Annotated in this window: 21 protein-coding genes, 1 tRNA gene and 1 pseudogene; 8 read left to right on the forward strand and 15 right to left on the reverse strand. The window is 55.8% G+C overall.

All coding sequences use genetic code 11. From position 1 onward, the window contains the following. The first annotated feature begins 274 nt into the window (after window positions 1-274). Complete coding sequence (locus RAE07_RS07470) at window positions 275-1,729, forward strand: phytoene desaturase family protein (protein WP_200288463.1); 1,455 nt, start codon at window positions 275-277, stop codon at window positions 1,727-1,729. Here the strand turns inward: RAE07_RS07470 and RAE07_RS07475 are convergent. The 9 genes from RAE07_RS07475 to RAE07_RS07515 form a co-directional block, all read right to left on the reverse strand. Then, a complete protein-coding gene (locus RAE07_RS07475; RefSeq protein ID WP_200288462.1) occupies window positions 1,680-2,246 on the reverse strand; it encodes a hypothetical protein in 567 nt (188 codons plus the stop codon). The two genes, RAE07_RS07470 and RAE07_RS07475, sit on opposite strands and share 50 nt — an antisense overlap. Window positions 2,247-2,320: 74 nt before the next feature. After that, window positions 2,321-2,590, reverse strand: a complete 270-nt coding sequence (gene crgA, locus RAE07_RS07480) for a cell division protein CrgA (RefSeq protein ID WP_317001651.1) — start codon at window positions 2,588-2,590, stop codon at window positions 2,321-2,323. 64 nt (window positions 2,591-2,654) lie between these two features. Beyond that, a complete protein-coding gene (pknB, locus tag RAE07_RS07485; RefSeq protein ID WP_200288461.1) occupies window positions 2,655-4,613 on the reverse strand; it encodes a Stk1 family PASTA domain-containing Ser/Thr kinase in 1,959 nt (652 codons plus the stop codon). A 3-nt stretch (window positions 4,614-4,616) separates the two neighbouring features. Then, on the reverse strand, window positions 4,617-6,062 hold the full coding sequence (locus tag RAE07_RS07490) for a serine/threonine-protein kinase (RefSeq protein WP_259825502.1): 1,446 nt from the start codon (window positions 6,060-6,062) through the stop codon (window positions 4,617-4,619). Then, a complete protein-coding gene (locus RAE07_RS07495; protein ID WP_049361022.1) occupies window positions 6,062-7,492 on the reverse strand; it encodes a penicillin-binding transpeptidase domain-containing protein in 1,431 nt (476 codons plus the stop codon). The genes RAE07_RS07490 and RAE07_RS07495 overlap by 1 nt, the downstream gene beginning before the upstream one ends. Continuing rightward, window positions 7,489-8,841, reverse strand: coding sequence for an FtsW/RodA/SpoVE family cell cycle protein (locus tag RAE07_RS07500; RefSeq protein ID WP_317001652.1), 1,353 nt, complete (start codon window positions 8,839-8,841; stop codon window positions 7,489-7,491). The genes RAE07_RS07495 and RAE07_RS07500 overlap by 4 nt, the downstream gene beginning before the upstream one ends. A gap of 3 nt (window positions 8,842-8,844) precedes the next feature. After that, complete coding sequence (locus RAE07_RS07505) at window positions 8,845-10,209, reverse strand: PP2C family protein-serine/threonine phosphatase (RefSeq protein ID WP_317001653.1); 1,365 nt, start codon at window positions 10,207-10,209, stop codon at window positions 8,845-8,847. Further along, window positions 10,206-10,658, reverse strand: coding sequence for an FHA domain-containing protein FhaB/FipA (locus RAE07_RS07510; protein WP_005329668.1), 453 nt, complete (start codon window positions 10,656-10,658; stop codon window positions 10,206-10,208). The genes RAE07_RS07505 and RAE07_RS07510 overlap by 4 nt, the downstream gene beginning before the upstream one ends. Window positions 10,659-10,683: 25 nt before the next feature. Beyond that, the gene (locus RAE07_RS07515) at window positions 10,684-11,517 is read right to left on the reverse strand and encodes an FHA domain-containing protein (protein ID WP_239207738.1); all 834 of its coding nucleotides are present in this window, start codon (window positions 11,515-11,517) and stop codon (window positions 10,684-10,686) included. Window positions 11,518-11,715: 198 nt separating this feature from the next. On the opposite strand from RAE07_RS07515, the gene RAE07_RS07520 reads away from it, so the two are divergent. Both RAE07_RS07520 and RAE07_RS07525 read left to right on the forward strand, forming a co-directional pair. After that, a tRNA-Leu gene (locus tag RAE07_RS07520) sits at window positions 11,716-11,803 on the forward strand. Window positions 11,804-12,044: 241 nt separating this feature from the next. After that, window positions 12,045-12,785 (forward strand): SDR family NAD(P)-dependent oxidoreductase, encoded by a 741-nt coding sequence (locus RAE07_RS07525; protein ID WP_317001654.1) that lies wholly within the window; start codon window positions 12,045-12,047, stop codon window positions 12,783-12,785. 18 nt (window positions 12,786-12,803) lie between these two features. Here the strand turns inward: RAE07_RS07525 and RAE07_RS11940 are convergent, their stop codons facing one another. Beyond that, complete coding sequence (locus RAE07_RS11940; protein ID WP_204610597.1) at window positions 12,804-13,091, reverse strand: helix-turn-helix domain-containing protein; 288 nt, start codon at window positions 13,089-13,091, stop codon at window positions 12,804-12,806. A gap of 273 nt (window positions 13,092-13,364) precedes the next feature. Here RAE07_RS11940 and RAE07_RS07530 point away from each other — a divergent pair, with 273 nt between their 5' ends. Beyond that, the gene (locus RAE07_RS07530; protein WP_317001655.1) at window positions 13,365-14,126 is read left to right on the forward strand and encodes an ASCH domain-containing protein; all 762 of its coding nucleotides are present in this window, start codon (window positions 13,365-13,367) and stop codon (window positions 14,124-14,126) included. Between the two features lie 228 nt (window positions 14,127-14,354). Here RAE07_RS07530 and RAE07_RS07535 read toward each other — a convergent pair. Continuing rightward, a pseudogene (locus RAE07_RS07535) lies at window positions 14,355-14,696 on the reverse strand (integrase core domain-containing protein); the annotation flags it as partial. A 131-nt stretch (window positions 14,697-14,827) separates the two neighbouring features. Between RAE07_RS07535 and RAE07_RS07540 the strand changes: the two are divergent. Together RAE07_RS07540 and RAE07_RS07545 are read left to right on the forward strand one after the other, a co-directional pair. Then, entirely contained in the window at window positions 14,828-15,094 is a 267-nt protein-coding gene (locus RAE07_RS07540) for a hypothetical protein (RefSeq protein ID WP_317001657.1), read from the forward strand. A gap of 14 nt (window positions 15,095-15,108) precedes the next feature. Next, the gene (locus tag RAE07_RS07545; protein ID WP_317001658.1) at window positions 15,109-15,486 is read left to right on the forward strand and encodes a hypothetical protein; all 378 of its coding nucleotides are present in this window, start codon (window positions 15,109-15,111) and stop codon (window positions 15,484-15,486) included. Between the two features lie 294 nt (window positions 15,487-15,780). Here RAE07_RS07545 and RAE07_RS07550 read toward each other — a convergent pair whose 3' ends face one another. Continuing rightward, entirely contained in the window at window positions 15,781-16,290 is a 510-nt protein-coding gene (locus tag RAE07_RS07550; protein ID WP_284868550.1) for a hypothetical protein, read from the reverse strand. Between the two features lie 6 nt (window positions 16,291-16,296). Next, the gene (locus RAE07_RS07555; RefSeq protein WP_317001659.1) at window positions 16,297-17,193 is read right to left on the reverse strand and encodes a hypothetical protein; all 897 of its coding nucleotides are present in this window, start codon (window positions 17,191-17,193) and stop codon (window positions 16,297-16,299) included. Window positions 17,194-17,334: 141 nt separating this feature from the next. Between RAE07_RS07555 and RAE07_RS07560 the strand changes: the two genes are divergently transcribed. Further along, entirely contained in the window at window positions 17,335-18,552 is a 1,218-nt protein-coding gene (locus tag RAE07_RS07560; RefSeq protein WP_317001660.1) for a type I restriction enzyme subunit R domain-containing protein, read from the forward strand. 73 nt (window positions 18,553-18,625) lie between these two features. Beyond that, a complete protein-coding gene (locus RAE07_RS07565; protein ID WP_317001661.1) occupies window positions 18,626-19,108 on the forward strand; it encodes a helix-turn-helix transcriptional regulator in 483 nt (160 codons plus the stop codon). A 123-nt stretch (window positions 19,109-19,231) separates the two neighbouring features. Here the strand turns inward: RAE07_RS07565 and RAE07_RS07570 are convergent, their stop codons facing one another. Then, window positions 19,232-19,591, reverse strand: coding sequence for a DoxX family protein (locus RAE07_RS07570; RefSeq protein ID WP_284868546.1), 360 nt, complete (start codon window positions 19,589-19,591; stop codon window positions 19,232-19,234). After that, entirely contained in the window at window positions 19,588-20,172 is a 585-nt protein-coding gene (locus RAE07_RS07575) for a TetR/AcrR family transcriptional regulator (protein WP_317001662.1), read from the reverse strand. Before RAE07_RS07575 ends, RAE07_RS07570 begins: the two co-directional genes overlap by 4 nt. Window positions 20,173-20,695: the final 523 nt, after the last annotated feature.

Genomic DNA, 20,695 nt, shown 5'->3' on the forward strand with positions numbered 1-20,695 from the left:
AAAGAATTCCACAATGTTTATCCACAATGTGGATAACTACATTTTTGTAATTTACCGAACGCTTTTCCGGAGTTTTCCCTGATCACGCTGGTCTAGACTGTGCGAAAGTAAGAAAATCCGCCTGTGGAAGTCCGTGAAAACAGTTATCCACAGGGTGTTAATAATTGTGTGAAATTCACATTTCACAGGCTTTCTCCACAGCCTGTGGATAACTTTCTACCCACTGTGTGAGCAAGACTGATAAATTTGGGTACTGACCTGCATAAGGAGCATTGTGGATAATCAACCTCGCGCTGTGATCGTCGGCGCAGGACCTAATGGACTCACGGCCGCGGCGCGTTTGGCCATGGCTGGCTGGAGTGTGGATATCTACGAACGGGCCGACTGGGCCGGTGGTGCGGCAGCCTCCTCGGCGGAGATTTTTCCGGGGACGATTGTGGATCTCGGAGCGGCCGGGCACCCTTTTGGCGTGGCGAGTCCGGCGTTCCACGCCCTTGATCTGGAATCCCATGGTTTGCGGTGGCTTAACGCCCCCTATCCCATGGCCCATCCGTTAGAGGGAGCCCCGGCCGGAATCCTGCAGAGTTCTTTGGCGGATACGGCCGCGGAGTTGGGAGTCGATGCTCACGCATGGACGCGGTTGCACGGACACATTGTCCGGCATATTGATGAGCATGTGGCGAATGCACTAACGCCGCTGGTGCGTTGGCCCGATCGCCCCGTGCGCTTGGCGCAATTCGGTGCGGCCGGAACGTTGCCCGCAAGTCAGCTCGGCCGAGCGGCCTTTGCTACGCCACAGGCCCGCGCACTCTTCGCGGGCAGCGCGGTCCACGCGATTACCTCGCCTACGAGGCCATTTACCTCCGCATTCGGCTTGCTCTTTGGCGGGTTGGGCATGACCCGCGGCTGGCCCGTGGTGGAGGGCGGCACCGGCGCTCTTATCGACGCCCTCTTAAACCTCCTCCGTTCCCATCATGCGCGCCTCCACACCGGATGCGAGGTTCGCGACCTGCGGGAATTGCCCGCAGCCGAGGCGATTATTCTGAACCTGACCCCGCAGCAGATCCTGGGGCTGCGTGGGCTAGAGCTTCCCAGCCGTGTTCGCCGGAGCCTGGCGCGCTGGCGATATGGCAGCGCCGTCTTCAAAGTGGATTTCCATCTCAGCGAGCCCGTGCCGTGGACCGACCCGCGCGTGGGCCAGGCCGGCACCGTGCACGTGGGAGGCACGGTAGAGGAGATTTGTAGGGCAGAGGGGGACGTCGGCAAGCGGCGCATGCCCGAGCGACCCCTAGTATTGGCCTGCCAACAATACGTGGCCGACCCTTCCCGTGGGCTTACGCTGTGGACTTATGCGCACGTCCCGCGCGGCTATGCGGAGCGCTATCCGGGTGAGGTAACCGAGCTGATTACTGCGCAGATCGAACGCTTTGCCCCCGGTTTTCGGGATACCATCCTGGCTACCCACGCCACTAGCCCAGCCGAGCTGGAGCGGTGGAATCCCAACCTGGTGGGCGGCGATATTGCCGGCGGATCCATGACTGGGCTGCAAACTCTCCTGCGGCCACGCCTTTCGCCCCATCCGCATCGCCTCGCTCCGGGAGTATATATGGCCTCCAGCTCCGCCGCTCCCGGTGCTGGTGTGCACGGTATGCCGGGATGGTGGGCCGCCGAAGAAGCCCTCAGCGGGTGGAAAGGCGGCGCTGCCAGAAAAAGAGGCCCGCGCCGATGAGCCAGAGAGTCGCAGCGGCGAAGTACCCAGGGATGGTCGTGGTGCGGGGCAAGTAGGACCTGCCTGGGACGAGCCCTGCTATGACAGGCTCGATGAGGAAGCCCAGGACGGCGAGATAGTCGAACCACCGGAACTGGGCCGAGGCCGCGCCGGCCAGCCCCAATACCGGTCCAGAGAGGAGAGCCAGGATAAACCACTGGGCGTTGTACTCAAATGCCTCGCGCCAGTTGTACACACCGAAGACCACGAGCAAGGCGTAGTGCACGGCCAGCATCAAGACGATAATTCCCGTACCGGCCAGGAGTGCCTTGAGCCACCGGCCCGAATAATTCTTGCCTATGAGGTAGCTAAAGATTCCCCACACCATGCCCGAGCCCAGGACATTGCCTAGGTAGTTGCGCACGGAAAGGCGGAGGGGAGCGGCGCCGGTGAGTAGGGTGGGGTCGGCAAACGCGATGTGCACGGCCGCGTAGGCCACAGAAATGATGAGGCCAGCAGCAAAAATGTGGCGAGACATGTGGCTCCTAGATATGAAAAACCCTCGCCACCTACAGGAAGCAGGGAGCGAGGGAACAGGCTGGGAGGTCTAGCTTAGCGCCACCCCATGGTCATCAGCAGGCCGATGATGGCCAAGCCAAAACCGATGCCATAATTCCAAGCGCTGAGGTCCGCCATGAATGGGATGTCCTGGCCAGCGAGGTAATTGACCACGAGCCACAGCAAGCCGATGACCATCAGGCCCAGCATGATGGCTACGTACCACTTCGGGGTGCCCTCCGAATTGATCTTGACGGGGGTGCGGTTGGTAGCAGAGCTCGAGGTAGGGACGGAGGAGCTCTGAGAAATCTTTGACTTCGGCATAAGATACCTTTTCTAGATTTAAGTTCTTATCTAAGTTCGTACTGAGACCTTAGGATACCAGCAGCTATGGCTGCGGCAGAAGTGCAGCGGGGTCGAAATTCCACAGGCGAACCTCAATGTTTTGATCCTTACGCATGGTATCGCCTGGATTCACAGAGGCCCAGCCAATCTTATTGTTATCCACCAGCGCGCCGGTAGGCACGGGCTCCCCCGGCACCAGCTGGCCAGTCCAGCCAGCCGCGCGGAGTTCATCTTCGGCCTGCTTCTGACTCTGTCTTACCAGGTCAGGAGCCTTAAAGAGCATGCCATTGGAGACCTCAACGGTGACCGGCTTGCCCTTTTCCAGCTCCGCGCCTTCATTGGATACGCTCAGCACCGTGCCCTTCGGCTCCAAAGAATCGACTTCGCGCACGTCTACATCAAAGTCATTGGACTCGAGACGGCTCTGGGCATCTTCTACATTCATTCCGGAAACATTGGGTACGCGCTTCTTTTCGACGCCCTTAGATACCGTCACCCGTACCTTCGATCCCTTAGACAGCTGCGTGCCGCCGGCCGGATCCTGCTTGATGATTTGGCCGGCTGGTGCTTCATCGTTTTCCTCCGAAACGTCGGAGTTGAGTGCCAAGCCCGCCTCTTCGAGGGCTTGGGAGGCTTCATCCAAGGTCATGCCGGTAATGTCCGGGACATCTGTAATTTCCTTACCGGAGGACACAGTCAACGTTACTGAGGCATTCTTTTGCAGCTCGGAACCCGGGGCGGGATTGATGCGAATGGCATTATTGCGAGGGATATCCGGGTTAGCTTCCTCATTGACGGTAACCTGCAGGCCCATGTCTTCGAGTTCCTTAACCACCTCATTGCGCGGGCGGTTTTCCACCTCTGGCACGATGATCTTGTCGTGCGGGGCAGATTGGGTCTGGCGTGGCTTTTCGGGATCCTCCTTGTCATTGGAGAAGAAGTCCCATGCGAAGTAGCCCACGATAGCTACCAAGAGGGCGGCCAAGAAGGCAGCCAACCACTTCATCCAGCCGCCGCCCTGCTTGTCATCCTCTTCGGAGGGGCGGGTGGATTGAATCGGTGCGCGGTGCGCTGCCGCAGGGGCCGCGGCGGCTCCCACCATCTCGGTAGGCTGCTCGACCTCGTCCTCATTAACATGCATGCGCGCTGCCGCGGTGACCTGTCCATTGCGCAGGCGTTCCAAATCGCCGGCCATCTCCCAGGCGGATTGATAACGATCCGCAGGGTGCTTCGCCATTGCGGTAAGCACCACCGCATCAATGTTGACGCGCTGGGTGGGGGTTAGTGAAGGATCCGCGATGAGCTCCGACGGTGGTGTCGGCTCTTCCTGTACGTGCTGATAAGCAACCGCAAACGGGGTTTCGCCCTCAAATGGGGTCTGACCGGTAAGGGCCTCGTAGAGCACGCAGCCCAGTGCATAGACATCCGAACGGGCATCCGCATTCTTACCGCGGGCTTGCTCGGGAGAAAGATATTGGGCGGTGCCGATAACGGCGGAGGTTTGCGTCATCGCCGAGGTGGAATCATCCAAGGCGCGAGCGATGCCGAAGTCCATCACCTTCACCTGGCCGGTGTTGGTGAGCATAATATTCGCCGGCTTGATATCACGGTGGATAATGCCGGCTTCGTGCGAGGCTTGCAGTGCATCCGCTACCGGTTTGAGGATATCGGCCGCTTCCTGGGCGGATAGTGCTCCATCCTCGCGAATAATATCGCGCAAAGTGCGGCCATTGACCCGCTCCATGACGATATACGGGATGGTCATGCCATCCAGCTCGGTTTCCCCGGTGTCATAAACCGCCACGATATTGGGATGATTCAACTTGCCCGAGTTCTGGGCCTCGCGGTAAAAACGCTCCCGGAAGTTGACGTCGCGCGCCATTTCCGGGCGGAGCATCTTTACCGCAACCTGGCGGCCTAGGACGGTGTCTTCGGCAGCATAGACCTCAGACATGCCGCCGGCGCCGATGATCTCGCCTCTCCGATAGCGGTCATTGACCATCGCTTAGTCACCCTCCTGTGTCAGTAAATCAGCCAAGTCTCCGGGGAGCTCATTAGCCTGCGAGTTTACTGGAGTATCCAGCTCAGGTGTGTTTTCAACGTGCGTATCCTGCGGATTCTGTTGCGTCGGTAGGGCCGGGGGCTGCTGTTGGTGGGTGGGCGAGTGGCGCGTGGGTGTCTCACGGTGAGTAGTACGCGGAGTCTCTTCTTGCTCCGTCTCCTGCGGCTCGGTCTCTGTCACCGTCACCGGTGCTGGGGCCTCTTCCGTATCTTCGTCCGGGGTGTCTTGGTGGGTGGTGGTGGGATCGCGGTACTCCGTAACCACCGAGGTTTCCGGCGTGCTGGAGGGTGCGCTCGTTCCCTCGCTATCGCTTAGCTGCTGGTAGGCGAGGTAACCACCGCCGGCCAAGGCCGCGAGGAGCAAGGTGATGCCCAGGCCCTTCAGAAAGGAGGAGCCACCCTTCGATTCCTTAACTGGAGCGGTTCCCGCTGCCGGATGGATCGTGGTGGGTTGGGCAACGTTGCCCAACATCTCCGTCGAGGCGGACGGCGATGGTTCTGGTGCGCGCTGCGCTAGCGGTGCGGACTTGGGCTGTGGCGGGCGCTTGCCCAAGCGGACTGCGGAGATGGCTAGAGTGAACTCGTTGCCATCGGCGTAGCGGGTGGCCGGATCCTTGCGCAACGCAATGCGAATGAGCTCGCGCGCCGGGGCGCTGATATTTGTCGATAGCGGATCCGGCTCCTGATTGATATGCGCCAGGGCGATGGACACGGAGGAATCTCCGGTAAAGGGACGCTTGCCGGCGAGCATTTCATAGCCAACGACGCCGAGTGAATAGACGTCGGAAGCCGGCGTCACATCCTTTCCCTGTGCTTGCTCGGGAGACACATACTGTGCGGTGCCTACCACCATGCCGGTGCGAGTCAGCGGCACGGCTGCGGCTGCCTTGGCAATGCCAAAGTCCGTGATCTTGACCTGGCCATTTTGCGTAATGAGCAAGTTGCCGGGCTTAATATCGCGGTGCACGAGCTCCATGCGGTGGATGATGGACAGGCCATGCGCAGCCTGCTCGAGGACGTCGAGAGCCAGCTCCTCCTGCAGCGTATTTTCGCGCGCCAGCAGGTCTGCAAGGGATTCGCCACGGACGTATTCCAAGGCCATGAAACAGAATTTGCGGCCGTTGTCTTCCAACTCGCGGTAATCATAGGTGGCTACCACGTTCTCGGACTGAATAGATTCGGCCGATTTTGCTTCGTTGCGGAAACGCGAGAGGAACTCTTGGTTATCGGAAAACTCCGGGCGTAGAACCTTGAGCGCGACCTCCCGATCATTGCGGGTGTCATCGGCCAACCACACGGTGGACATTCCGCCGTGGCCGATTACCCACTGCAGCTCGTAGTCGCTGCCAATCAGTGCCTGGAGATGTTCCTTATTCTCGGCGCTATTCATTACTGCTCCCCCTGGTATGCGCGCAGGATAGCGCGGCCAATTGGGCCGGAAACCTTGCCGCCTGTCGCGGACTCACCTAAGTTACCACCATTTTTTACCACGACGCCCACTGCGATATCCCGCTCCGGATCGAAGGCGACGTACCACACGTGCGGGGCTAGGCCCTCGCCATGCTCAGCGGTACCGGTCTTGGAAGCAAAGCCATTGCCATCATATCCAGCGGAGGAACGCTCCGAGGCATACATCAAATCAGTAAGCGTAGCCGCAGTTTCCTCGTTAACCGCCTGGTCCGCCTTCTTTGGTTTGGTGGTGCGGATGTCCTTCATCTGGGCGTCGGTAATGCGATTGACCAGGTAGGGCTGCATGCGGGTGCCCTTATTGGCCACGGTGCCCGCCATAACAGCTGCTTGCAGCGCGGTCATGGTGACATCGCGCTGACCAATGGCGGACTGCGCCGTGGCCGCCCCATCCGGCAAATCGCCCAAGGTACCGGCGGAGGTGGAGACGCCCAGGTCATAGTTTTCTCCCACGCCAAAGGCCTTGGCATATTTGCGCAACTCATCTGCGCCGAGCTGCTCCGACATCTCCACAAAAGCGGTATTGCACGACAGCGCAAAGGCGGTCTGCAGGGTTACCGCATCCTGGCCGTTGCACTTTTGGTTGGCATAGTTAGTCAGCTCCGTCACCGTGTCTGGCAAGGTAATGACATTGGAACCGGTCAAGGTGGATGAAGGATTAAAACCGTTGTTCAGACCGGCCGCGGTGGTAATGATCTTGAAAATGGAACCGGGAGGCAGCGTTTCTGCACCGGCGTGGTTGACCAGCGGCTGCCCCTCCTGCTCTTGCAGGTTGGCCCAAACATCTTCAGCGGAATCGCCCATCAGATCATTCGGGTTATAGCCAGGGTTGGAGGCCATAGCCAGAATCTTGCCGGTGGAAGGCTGAATGGCAACCGCAGACCCCTCGTAACCCGGGCCCACAAGCTGATCATAGGCAGCCTGCTGGAGTGCAGGATCAATGGTGACCTCTACATTTGCGCCCTGCTTCGGCTTATCGGCCAGAGCATCGAGCCAGTTTTGCTTCATCAATGAATCATCGGTGCCATTGAGGATGTCATTTTGGGAGGACTCTAGTTCCGAGGCACCAAATTGGCTCGACAAGTAGCCGGTCAAGTTGCCAAAGGCCGGTGAATCAATGGGGTAGGAGCGCGAGTAGGTCTCGTCTGGATTCTGCGTCGACTGTGCCAATACGGTATTGCCCGCGAAGATCTGTCCGCGCGGGGTGGTCTGCATTTCCATGAAGCCGCGCATATTCCGCGGATTATGGGCGTATTTATCTTCAGAAAAAGCCTGAATCACCGTCAAGTTGACCAGCAAGATGGCCGTCAAAATGATGGCGAATAAGGACACTAGACGGATGGATCTATTCATCGGTGAGCCTCCTGGACCGACGGGAACATGGAGGTATCGCTCGGCGCATTGCTCGAGGTCTCCTGCATGGGGCGACGAGCCGCGTTAGAGATCCGCAGCAAGATCGCCAATAACACATAGTTAGCCATGAGAGAGGAACCACCGGCAGACATGAACGGCGTGGTCAAACCGGTCATCGGCAGCAGGGCGGAAATGCCGCCGGTGACCACAAAGACCTGGACTGCCAAGGTAAGAGAAAGACCGGAAGCCACCAGCTTGCCATAGGTATCGCGGGTGCGCAGCGCAGTGCCAAAGCCGCGGATGGCCAGCATACCGAAAAGCACCAGTACGCCGGCAAGGCCAATGAGGCCGAACTCCTCACCGATTGCAGCAAGGATGTAATCCGAGTGGGCCACCGGAACGAGTTCTGGATGCCCCTCGCCCAAGCCGCTGCCAGAGATGCCACCGGAAGACATGCCGAATAGCGACTGGGAAAGCTGGAAGCCCGTGCCATCATAATTGCCCAGCGGGTCTAGGAAGTTAGAAAAGCGTTGCTGGATTTTCGCGGAGATCTGATAAATACCGAAACCACCTACACCGACGAGGACAACGCCGATAAGCAGCCAGCTCACCCGGCCCGTGGCCATAAACAGCATGCCAAGGACGGTGCTAAACAGCAGCAGCGCTGGGCCGAAGTCATTGGAGATACCCATGATGACGATCGCGATGGCCCAAATGATCAGGATGGGTGCGAGGTCGCGCAAGCGCGGCAGGGAGATACCCAGTACTCGGTATCCCGCCACGGTAAATAGGGAGCGCTTCTGCGTCAGCAGCATGGCAAAGAACAAGATCAGCAAGATCTTGGAGAACTCGCCGGGCTGGATGGAAAAGGGACCCAAGTTTAGCCAGATGCGTGCCTCCACGCCTGGAGGCTGCGGCCAAACCAATGGCAGGGCCAGCAGGACAAGGCCTGCGGCACCCAAGATATAGGAGTAGCGCGTCAGCGAGCGGTGATCCTTCAAAATGGCCAAGACCAGCACGAAGAGTACGAGTCCGACGATGGTCCACATAACCTGACGCACCGCGAGCCCGCTTTCATTGACCAGATCTAGGCGGGCCAACATGATGAGCCCGATGCCATTAAGGATCGCCACGATGGGCAGCATGATCTGATCGGCATAAGGTGCTAAGAAGCACATCACCAGATGGGCGACGGTAAAGATGCCAATGAACCCGCCAATGAGATAAACCAGGTCCATGGTCAGAGCGTTGTCCTGGGAAAGCTCCAAGCTCACCAAGGTAATAGCGAAGACAATGGCGGCTAGGATGAGCAGGCCGAGTTCGGTTCCTCGGCTAAAAAACTTTTTCACAACCTACACCTCCCGGCAGGTGACGCCAGGCTTGTTTTTCTTGGCATCCTTCTTATCTTTTTGGCTCGGCGCAGTGATACATGGCTTGAGCGCCTTATCGCCCAAATCATTGACTTGCTGCTGTACCTCACCCAGATCACCAGTGGAGAGATGGTCGACGGCGCTGCGTTCAGATTCCGGTAGGTCCGTAACCTTTAGCGGTGCAAAGTCGCCCTTGCATGGCTCGCCGGAAAAGAGGAGCGAATTGCTGTCATTGATGCACACGTATTGGTTCGTGGAGTGTAGTTCCTTGCCAAAGACGGAGTAATCAGCACCCTGTTGGATGGTGATTTCCTGTGCCTCGTTGGTAGCTACGTAATAATTATTGGACAAGAAGTTCTTTGCCCACAGTCCGGCACCGATGACCAGTGCGAGGACGATGAGCAGGGCAAGAAGGACCTTCCAGCCGGTCTTTCGGCCGGAAGTTTCCTCCTCCGCTTCTTCATCAGCTGGCTCGGGGCGCTCCTCCTCACCATCGGACATGACGGCCGGTGGAATTACTTGAGGCTTGCGGGAGAGTTGTGCCGCCCGCGAGGCGGAAGAATCCGGATGGGTTGGGTCTTCCGTAGGGCCCGCGAGGGCGCCGACGCGGAATGGTTTGTGCTCCTGGGGGCTTTCCTCGGTTACTTCACCGATAACCACGGTGACATTATCCGGGCCTCCGGAACGGATGGCTAGGTCCACTAGGGTGGAGCCGGCCTGCTCAATGCTGCCTTGCCCCAGTGCGGTCTCAATAGTGGAGGCGGTTACCGGATCCGAAAGCCCATCGGAGCACAACAGGATACGGTCGCCGGGCTTGGCGTCGAGAGTAAATAGCGTTGCTTCGACCGGGCGGCCCGTATAGGCCTTTAGAATGAGGGACTTTTGCGGGTGCGACGAGACGTCGCCTGGGTCCAGTTCGCCCTTATCCACCAGGGATTGCACGTAGGTATCATCCTTGGTGATCTGCTCGAGTTTGCCGTCGCGCAGCAGGTATCCGCGGGAATCACCCACATGGCAGACGCCGAAATCCGTGCCGTTGAAGAGCATGGTGGATAGCGTGGTGCCCATGCCTTCGGTTTCTGGATGGGCCTTGACGTGATCACTGATGGCCTCATTGGCCTGCTCGGCGGCTGCTTCCAGCAGTGCTTTAGTGTCTTCTTGGCCCGGATCTTGGTCCAAAATTTCTAGGTGGTTGACCATCAGCTCGGAGGCAACCTCGCCCGCCGCGTGGCCGCCCATGCCATCGGCCAAGATCAAAAGGTGAGGACCGGCGTAGCCTGAGTCTTCGTTATTATCGCGAATGAGGCCGCGATCGGACTTAGCAAAGAAGTTCAGCTTCAGTGTCATGCGTTCAACCTCACGGTAGTGCGGCCCAGCTTAATTTCGGAGTCCGCGCCGACTACCTCGGGTTGGTCGATGCGCACGCCATTGACAAAAGTGCCATTGCGAGATTCCAAATCTTCTACTACCCATTCGCTACCGCGGCGGAATAGCCGGGCATGGTGGCCAGAAGAATAATCATCGCCCGTGACAAAATCGCAATCAGAGGCTCGGCCCAGCGTGCAATCCTCTAGTGTGCCCAATTCCATGTGGGAGCCTTGCAACGGCCCCTCAACGATGGACAGCTGCTTAATCGCTTCCCGACGCCGCGGTGCCCCCACCTTCTTCGACTGTTGGCGGATAGCACCGGCGGACTTATTGGTATCGCGGCGCATGGCGTTCAAGGCCACCAGGATAAAAATCCAGAGCAGAGCCAACAAGCCGATGCGAAGCGCCAGCATGATGACTGCATCCATGGCGACCTCCCTTCCTTAACTGAACTTAGTAGCTGTGCGAATCAAGGCCCGTGATGCGGACCTCGATGTGGGAATGGCCCATGGTGATCACGTCGCCATCGGCAAGCAGCCAATTATCAATCGGCGTTTCATTCACGGTGGTGCCGTTGGTGGACTGCAAATCCACCAGAACCGCATCCTGGCCGTTCCAGGTGATTTCCGCGTGCTGACGGGATACGCCCGTATCCGGAAGCCGCAGGTCGGCGTCGTTGCTGCGGCCGATAATATTGGAGCCTTCTTGCACGTGATAGACGCGCGAGGAGCCATCCTGCAGCATCAGGTTGACTGCGGGGCCCTGTGGCTGCGGAGCGGGTTGACTATCTGGAGCAATGAAAGCGGTAGTTACCGCGTCATCAGCCGTATTCTCGTGCTGCTCGGTCATCTGGTCCTCCTGACCATCAAAGTCGTGGAAAATAGCCTCAAATCCGGTCTCTTCCGTGGGCTCGTGATCAATAAACGAGGACACGCGAAGCTGACCCGTGCGCAAACCAGATTCTTCGGCCACTCGCACAATCACGGGGCCCGCGAGGGACCATCCGCTATTGCGAATAAAGCGCGTCAACTGGTCTGCACAATCGGCCGGCACATTGCGATCCTGCGACAAGTTCTCCAAATCCTTGGAGGAGACACCCACAGTCATTACGTTCGGACTATAAAGGTTGTCATCGTCGCCGCGCGCGAGATTGTCCTGAGCTTCTTGCTTTAAAAGCTCATCAATTTCCGCGGGAACGACCTTGCCGCCGAAGACAAGGGCCATGCCGTTATCAAGGCCGCGTTGCATGGCGGAGTCCAGCTTCGCCAGCTTTTCTAAAAACGCCACGAGCCATTCTCCTTTCCACCATGCAGCGATCAGTAGCGATCAGTATAGTTTGTTCACCCCCTCGAAACGTAGATGGCGACGCGAAAGTTCCCAGAAATTCGCTGCTCCTTCCCCGAAATAGTTTATTTTTCCTGCCGATTTGTAGTTCTGAGCAGCATTCGTGGTATCTTTATCAAGTCGCTAAGACATCCACACCCTGCCCGGGTGGCGGAATTGGCAGACGCGCTGGCTTCAGGTGCCAGTGTTCGATAAGGACGTGCGGGTTCAAGTCCCGCCCCGGGCACCATGAGCAGTTGAACAAACTGCACCACCGGAAGTAACAAACTCGAAAGGGTATGTTACCTCCGGTTTCTTTCGTTTTCCGGTTCTTCAGGGCCGAGGATTGAACGTGCGGGGATTGAGGGTGCACATCCCGTTTGAGGGCAATGTTTGATGTGACGATGGGTTATGGGTTCGCGAGTTCGGAGGGATTTCGCTAGGAGCGGAATCCGTGGCTTTTTTATGTGGGGATGGGGATTATTGACGGCATGGAACAATCAACGAAGAAAGCCGCATTAGTTACTGGTGGGTCGCGTGGTATTGGACGTGCGGTAGTAGAAACCCTTGCACGGGGTGGGTACGACGTTGTACTGACGTGGAATAGTAACCGCACCGCTGCGGATGAGGCGGTCACTGATTTGTCGTCCCGGGGCTATCAGGTTCGTGCTGTACGTGCAGATCTAAGTGCCAGTGATTCTGTCGAAGAAACGGTTAAAGAGCTAGCGCAAGAAGGTCCTTTTAATGTCGTTGTCAACAACGCCAGTGCCGGAACTGAGATCGGGCCCATAGTTGATACTGAGTTAGACGAATGGAATAAGGCCATCACTATTAATGCGACGGCCCCTTTCTTGCTTATTAAGCATCTTGCTCCTTCGATGCCTCAGGGAAGTTCCATTATTAATATTTCGTCGTTGAATACTTTGTTGCCGCAACCTGGGATCGCTGAGTATTGCGCGGGGAAGTCTGCTTTGGAAGCACTGACGCAAGTAGCTGCTAAAGAACTTGCAGCTAAAAATATTACGGTCAACGCAGTTCGGCCAGGAGTAACAGATACCGACGGCCAGCGAGAGGTCAATCCGGATCCGGAGCTAAGGCAACAGCTCGCACAGATGACCCCTATGGGTAGGTTGGGCCGCCCGGAAGATATTGCAAAGGTAGCCGCTTTCCTTGCGGGGCCAGAGTCGCGCTGGGTTACTGGCCAAATGATTACGGCCTCAGGCGGACTGTAAATCGGTGCTTGGATGTGTTTAGGCGGCTAGGCACAGGCCCTGATTCGACGAGTGTGAGGCGCGGTCGAGTAGATCGTCGATGCTGAGGTTTAAGGATTGGTGAATGCTGCGAATGACTTCTGACGATGCTTCTTTCCTGCCACGTTCAATATCTGATAGGTGGGATCGTGACAGGTTTGCTTCATCGGCTACGTCTTGGAGAGTCTTGGATTGTGCTATCCGCGTTTGGCGAAGTGCTTGTCCGATGCGTGTTCGAAGCAAGTCGGGTGTTGGGTCGGTTGATAAGGAAACGAGTGTCAGCGGCATACTCTTATCCTACGGTCAATGTGTAAATCGCGCGTAGCGAATTTGTGAGTAGTTAGAAATCAAGTTTGATCAACGCCCGAAAACCACCGTGAATAAGGTTAGTCGGTCGATGACTGGTAGTAACGCCGGTTAGTTCCCTGGCATGGTTTCCTATTTTTCTCTAGAAATGACCGGAACCAAACCCAAGACGCTTCAGTATATCCTCAGCTCTAACGTCGAATACTTTGGAGGTTTAAGGGATTTTTCCGTGTTATCTGTTGTTAACATGGTTTTATGCTCACTGAATCTGTTCGTTCGCTGTTAAAAGAAACTACCGCCTACGCGCAGCGTTGCACTGATAGCGAAGACCATACAGTGGCTGCCGGATTATTGACTCGTTCGGGGCAGTCGATTTTTGGATTGAATGCCTATCATTTTCTCGGTGGGCCGTGTGGCGAGATTTCCGCTTTGGCTAACCATGCCGCAGTGTGTCCGGATGATCCGGTTGAGGCTGTTGTGGCTGTTTTCGGGCCGAATGGTCAAGTGATTTCTCCGTGTGGGAAATGTCGACAGGTTTTATACGACGTTGATCCTTCGATTCAATGCGTAGTTCGTGGAAGCAACGGGCTCGAGGTGGTTACTGTTGCGGAGTTGCTTCCCTTTGCTTTTGACCCGCGTGAAATTGATGCAAGGCAGAAGATTTTTATGTGGGAGGGCTACGAAAAGGCGATACGCAGTGGGGTGAAGCAACAGACTATTAGGATCGATGATCCGTTTCAGACTGGGCCAGCGCTATTGGTCTTTGAAAAAGAAAACGGGGAGGTAGTTAGCTTATCTGCCCAGGTTAAGTCAGTAGTGCCAATTCGGCGAATGGATTTGACTGAGGCGCATGCGCGTAATGACGGATTCAGCTCGCTTGTAGAGCTTCACGAAGCTTTAGACAAGCATTACCCTAGTCTTCGAGACGATGACCTCGCCGATGTGGTGACTTTTGAACTTGAAGCGGATGATCACTCGTCGTCGAATTCGCCTGCGAGGGCTAGTGAATGTAAGTAACAGCCACGATTTTTAGGATGGCGTTGATGCTTGCGGAGATTGTTGCGATATAGGAGCTCGCATGACCGAGAGCAGGGTGGGTAAGCGTCCTGAAATACACAATTTTTTAGTTCAGGTATTGCTCAGGGGGGCCGTGCTTCCTCGAATGATTTTTACTGCCTGATATTCTCGCAGTTCGGAAATCGGCCCCCACGTGCGTTTGAAAATGAAGTGCCCTGGATTTTGTTCCTAGGCTTGTGCCTTGATTTCCATTATTTTTCGACTGGGGTGGTGTTCCCAAAATTCGGCTTCTACTTCAGCCGGTGTGCGGTAGCCCAGGCTCTGGTGGAGGCGTGATTGGTTCCACCAGTTGACCCACTCGAACGTCGCGATTTTCACATCGACCACATCGGCCCACGAGCGCCTATGGATCAGTCCGTTCTTGTAGGAGCCGTTGACGTCCTCAGCCAAAGCATTGTCATAGGAGTCGCCCACCTTCCCAGTGGACGCTGCGATACCGTTCTCGGCAAAGCGCTTGTTGTAGACGATGCTCACATATTGTGAACCGTGGTCTGAATGGTGAATCAAGCCCGTTGTTTCCTTGGCGCACACGATTGCCTGGTTCAGTAAACGACGAAACGGCAGTGTTTGTTTTTAATGAAAGTAAGAGTGACAGTCCGTACGCTAGCCGTATTGTGCTTGCTACTGAGGACACTACAAATGTGGTAACTCGTGATATGAGACCGGTCGCGTTGAGGGCTTGTACTGATAAAACAGCTGTCTGGATAGAACGCGATGAAGATGATGGCAGCGGATTAACGCTTGTGCGTATGGGAGTTGACGGATTACTGTCTGAGTCTCGTCTCGACGGGCCTACTGGAATAGTCGCTTCAGAATTTTTCTCTGTTCTTGGGTGTGGGAAAGAAAACTCCTATATTTCATTTCCTGACGAATTTAGTAGTGCGGATGTTTTTCAGTCGATGGTTTAAGCAAGAAACAAACCTTGAAACATGAAGGAAAACTCAAGGATCTACCGGAACCAGGTGTAAATAGGTCTTCTCGTTACGAAGAAGGAAGTGTGTTGTACTTTTCGGGTCGAAGAACGCTCCTGGAAGTCGATCTTGTGCATCAGGAAATTAGAGAAACTGAACCTCTTATTGGTGTAGACCGTCGCCCTGTATCTGCAACGAGCGACGGAGAGAATTTGCGTATTGTGACTCAGCCGCTCGACGGTTCCGAAGAGCTTCTCGTGCATTCATTTTCGTTTGAAAGTCCAGCTCCGGATGAGGACGGCACGCATATAGCAAAGCTTAGCCAGCTTATGCGCGGCGGTACTGCAAAAGATGCATATACGATTCCGATGTCTATTTACGCCTATTAGTCGCTATACGTAGTGCTAGTTCACGGGTTTAGTTCGGGCAAGGAAGTCGCACAAGCGACTTCCTTGCCCTGTGTCACTGTCACGTCCTGGTGTTCGCAGTCACGGCTAGCGATTGTCTGACACGAGAAAAGCCGCCGAGGTTTCGGCGGCTTTTCTATGCTGACCATGCCCGACGAGCGCTTAAGCGCTCTAGGTTATGGTGCATTGTTACCTTGGGTCTTGACACGTGCTGGGGTTGGGTGCGCCCCAGGTGCAGCTCCTCTAACTTGAGGGAATATATTAAACGAGTAGTAACTACGCTCTTTTCATTGCGATGCGTTCATAGGAACGGCGCAGACGTTTAATGCACATCATTATGACAATGAGAAAGTGGATGCCTGCCGCCGCTGCGATGCCGGTGAGGGGGGATGCCCATGATCCTTGACTCATGCCATTCCAGGATCCCACGATGACAAGATAAACGGTAAGCGCGAGGCCCCATACAATAGCCCACAGAGTGTTGGACATGCACTCGTCAACCAGGTGATAATCGTTCTCTGTTAAGCGTTTATCCTGACTCAGCGACATTCGCAGTTGAAAAAGAAAAATCGACATCGAAAAAAGTAGCCCGGACACTATAGATACACCAGCAACCGCATCGCCCACGTCGCTGAGCTTTCCGCCCATTAGTCCCGTTCCGATACCTACGAGGCAGGGGACGCCTAGTTGAGCGGACCAGGCCAGCCAATCCGCTTTACCCGTTTGATCGTTATAGAGGGTGCGAAAGTGGTCAGCAGGGACGCGCCGCAGCGATGACTTACCCATCAGGCATCATCCTTCCTGGGGTTTGCTCCAGGCAGGGTCCCACGATTCCTGATGACGTTGGAGGAGACCGCCTATTCTCTCTGTGCAGCGGGCGATTAGCTCTTCATCGGTTAGGGGCGTGTCCCCTGCTTCGGACAACACCTCACGGATAGCGGGTCCTGTCTCGTTCCCCAATAAAAACTTTTTTGAGCGGTCGCCATATTCCATCGTGACGTACACCTCATGATCGGGATCGAGATCTGGTACGGAAACGACCTGACTGAGTACTTTTTTATCTGACAGCTTCTTAAGCAAATGACGTGGGAAGTATTTTGAGCCCCGTACGGGTCGCGCTAGATGGGAAAGTCGCCCCACCTTAATGTCCGGGCCGTCAGCAATGTCGACGCTTCTACCAGTTATTCGAACCTCAATCTCCGCCAAATTAGCTAATTTGGTCCACGTTTCGGCCTCAGTTTCCCTAGCTGTTGTCATAGTTATGGCGTCTATGGACTCCGAGAAGTGGTGCTTGAACATGGCCAAGATGCGGCTTCCCCCCGAACCGCGTGAGGATTCTTCTGCTAGAAAGTAAGCGCGTTCGCCAATCTGGGGTACAAATAGCAGTGCGCGGTTTGATCCCACGGGCGCTTCATCATCGGTAATTATATGAACGATTTCCTTGGTATTCACGTCCCGCACCTCTCCGGGCTCACCGTAGGAACCGACACGAAGATCTACCAATAACACCCGCGCGGCAACCCGTTTGGCAGATTTGACCACCACAAACGTTTGATATTTACCGAAGGTCTGGTCTTCTTCGAGGATATCGTTCACCCAGTCGTGGAATATATTGAGAAGATCTTTTCCGTCGAGATCTGAGGGTGAGCGGGTTTCTCCGTTGTGAACCCGCTTTTGATGGAAAGTCATTTCTGTGACGGTTAGAACTCGTCGGCCCATCGCTACTCCTTTTTTAAAGTTCTATCAGTATCGCATATTTAACGGCCTAGAAGTGGGGGTAGGGCAGACAGGTTCCTCGACCGTATAGCCGCCTACACCGACGTGCACATATTGACGGCATTTTCCGGCAAGCTCACCGACGAAAACGGTCAGGAGCACAACGAGGCCAACATCAAACCACCCGAGGTGCGGGATGTGGAAACGTCGTTTAAAGACGCACACGGTCCGTACCGTGTGCTGATTGTCGCAGACAAGTTCCAGACCGGCTTCGACGAGCGCCGCCTGTGCGCCATGTATGTCGACAAGAAGCTTTCCGGCGTTGCCACCGTTCAGACCCTGTGGAGGCTTAACCGTATCTGCGACGGCAAAACTGACCCTATCGTTCTCGACTTCGTCAAAGACCCCGCCAAAGTGCTTGAGGACTTCCAGCTCTACTACAAGTCAGATTCCCTGCCGGACAACGTTGACCCATCCATCCTGTTTGAGGTCGCCGACGACCTCGACGCAGCTGGCATCTACACCGAGGCTGACATGGATGCGGTCGCCGAAATCTATTTCAAAACCAAAGACACCACAGGTCATGAAAACTTCCGTGACCGCCTCAAACACCCCATCGAGCGCTGGAACGACCAGATAAACGCCGCCCGCCGCGCCAAGCCGCAGGATAATGAGACGATCCAACGCCTCCTCGACTTCCGCGCCAAACTGCGCACCTACGTCAAAAGTTGGGAGTTTCTCTCCCAAATCGTCAACTTCGAGGACCCCTCCATGGTTAAACGTGCAGTGGTCGCCAAATACCTCTACCGCAACCTGCACGTCGACGAAAACGACGACGAAATCGTCGACATTGCCGGAGTGGACGTTATCGGCGCGCGCGTCGAGGCAGCCACCGACCCAATGAACCTCGGGCTGACCGACGGCGACGGCGAGCTGGCCGGGCTGGAGGTGCCCACCTTTGGTGGTGGCGGGGCGGCTAAACCCGGTTCGGAAACCCTCGCTGCGTTCGACGAAGCCGTCGACGAAGCCAACCAGATTCTGGAGGCCGCTGGAATTCCCACCAACACGCCTGTGATGCGTTCATTCGTGCTCAACCTGTACGAAATGCTCCAGCAGGAAGAAAGTCTCCAGGAGATGGCGCGCGAAAACACCCGCGAGCAGCTGGAACAGGCCCCGGCACTGTCCGACGAGCTTTCATCAGCCCTGTTCACCCTCATGACGGCCAACGAGCAGTTGGGGGAGTTGTTTACCGGCGATATGGTTTCTATCGACAAGCTGCGCAAAGTGATGGCAACACTGCTTTTCCGCGCGGCCAACGACAACGCCCAGTAGCCCGCCCAAGCCCCTCCCGGCCGTTTACCCGTAGCACCGGCAGGGCAGGGGCGCAGTAACGCCAGGATGACGCATGAGCATTTACGACGACAGTGCCGCGGATGACGTGCCGGTGTGGGAGCCGCAGTCGCAGCCGATGACTCTCTCGGAGATTGCCGCCGAGGTGGGGCTGAGTCGAGACGGCATGCATCAGTGGATGCGCGTGTATTCCGACTTTCCGAAGCCTTTGGGTTCGTCAGGGCATGATAGAACCTTTGACCGGGCCGAAGTGTCCGCTTGGCTCCACAAAAATCGCCTCCACCAGTACGAATGTGCGAACCACAACGATTTACAGACCGTGCGGGATATGGCGGAGGTCATCGGAATGGCACCGCACCGTCTTGCCACCCAGCTGCGGCGAGTGCCAGGCGCACCCACCCCGATGATTGGTTTCGATGACACCACCGGCCGCAGGCTACGCGTCTACAGTGCCAGGGAGGTATCCCGATGGATTGAGCAGCGATTCCCTGGCCGTTACAACACTCAACAGTTGTTCTACGAAGCTACAGCCAAGTGACCTTACTAAGCCCCAGGCGGGTTCCTGCGACGACATTTACTGTCGGGTGCATGGCTATGCGTCGGAGGCGAAAATCCCTACGGTGTGCAGGGGTACACAATGGTGCGTAGTCCGTCGGCACATTCATACTGCGAGTGTCACAATAAGCGCCACTATAGAGAAAATGAGCATTCCTAAACAGTTAATCCAGAATTCGGTGCCGATGAATCGAGCTTTTAAGTGAGCAAAGGCTGCGGCAAAGAAATATGCGACGATGCCTGCTAGTGCCGCAATTCCGATCCCGGGCAACCACAGTCCGATTATTAGACCGGAAATAGCGACGCATTTGATATAGATGAGCGCCCACCACCATTGGCGTGGGAATTTCACGCCGGTGAGGCATTTTTCAATGAAGTGTGCGGGGCGAATCGACAGTATGACATCACCGAAAAGAATGATGGCCAGGATGATGGAGGGCCAGGAGGGGGTTGTTTCGAGGTTCATAATTGGACTCCATATGCGTTTTCTAATCGATTGACGATGGTGCGTGCTTGTTCTTTGAGTTCTTGAGACGAATAGCGCCCGGCTGCCCAACCGATAAGTAACCCGAGGTAGGCGTGGTACAAAACTCCCGCGAAGTTACGAGAATTTTCTTCGGTCAAAATGGACGTTGCAAGCCGCCGAAGGATTTCTTCTGTCAGTAGGTGTTCCAAGCGTTTGAGCTCTTGACCTTGATCACCTAACTCGATAAGGGCAGATGCAAAGGAGCGGGAAAGATCGCTGTGTCCTGCAAACATATCCAAAAATGGGTCGATTACAGAAATCAGATCTCCTGGTGGCTGATTTCTGAGCTCGTCATGGATTTGGGCGATTCGGTAGCTTATGCAGTGAACCAGTAATGCGCGTTTTTCACCGACAGACATCACTGTGCCAACGCTTACTTCTGCTTTCCTTGCAATTGCTCTGATGCTGGTATCCGCATATCCCGTATTTTCGAAAAGCTCGCTTGCGGCGGTGAGAACTTTTAGGTGTGTTGCATTTTTTGAGAGGGTCCGTGAATTCTGATGAACGTGTTCAGTGAACATGTTCATTACAGTAGCAGTTTTGTTGCTGACCGGGAAGAGAACTGCAAAAGCGATGTCTGACGAGGAAGTATCCGAGTATCTCCGTTTAGCGGAATCTGGAGCTGCCTTACTCGAATAGGGGTGAGGTGATGATATCCCGGTTGTAGTATCCAAAAATGGGTCTCTCAACCTGATGACTTTTGGATGCGCGAAGACTGGTTTGGGGACAATCTATTGTGCTGATCGGTCGGATCATCCTGAAGTCTACTTCGTGAAGCCCGGGAGCTTTCCGTGTTTGGATCGGGAGGGGTCAAGTTAGGCTGCCTTGAACCTTATTGTTGACTCGCCCAGAATAAGCAGTTGAACAAACTAAAGCACCGGAAGCAGAAAGCTTGAAAGAGTCTCGTGCTGTCAAGGGGTGAATGCGCCACTTCGACCGGGAGGTAGTTGTGACGCGTTGGACTCCGAAGGATGTTAAGGATGCTGCTGTTGAGCGCGTGGTGGCAGGCGAGGCAGTTAGCCTGGTCGCGCGTGATGTGCCTGG

The sequence above is a fragment of the Corynebacterium nasorum genome (genome assembly GCF_032821635.1).
Lineage (GTDB): Bacteria > Actinomycetota > Actinomycetes > Mycobacteriales > Mycobacteriaceae > Corynebacterium > Corynebacterium kefirresidentii.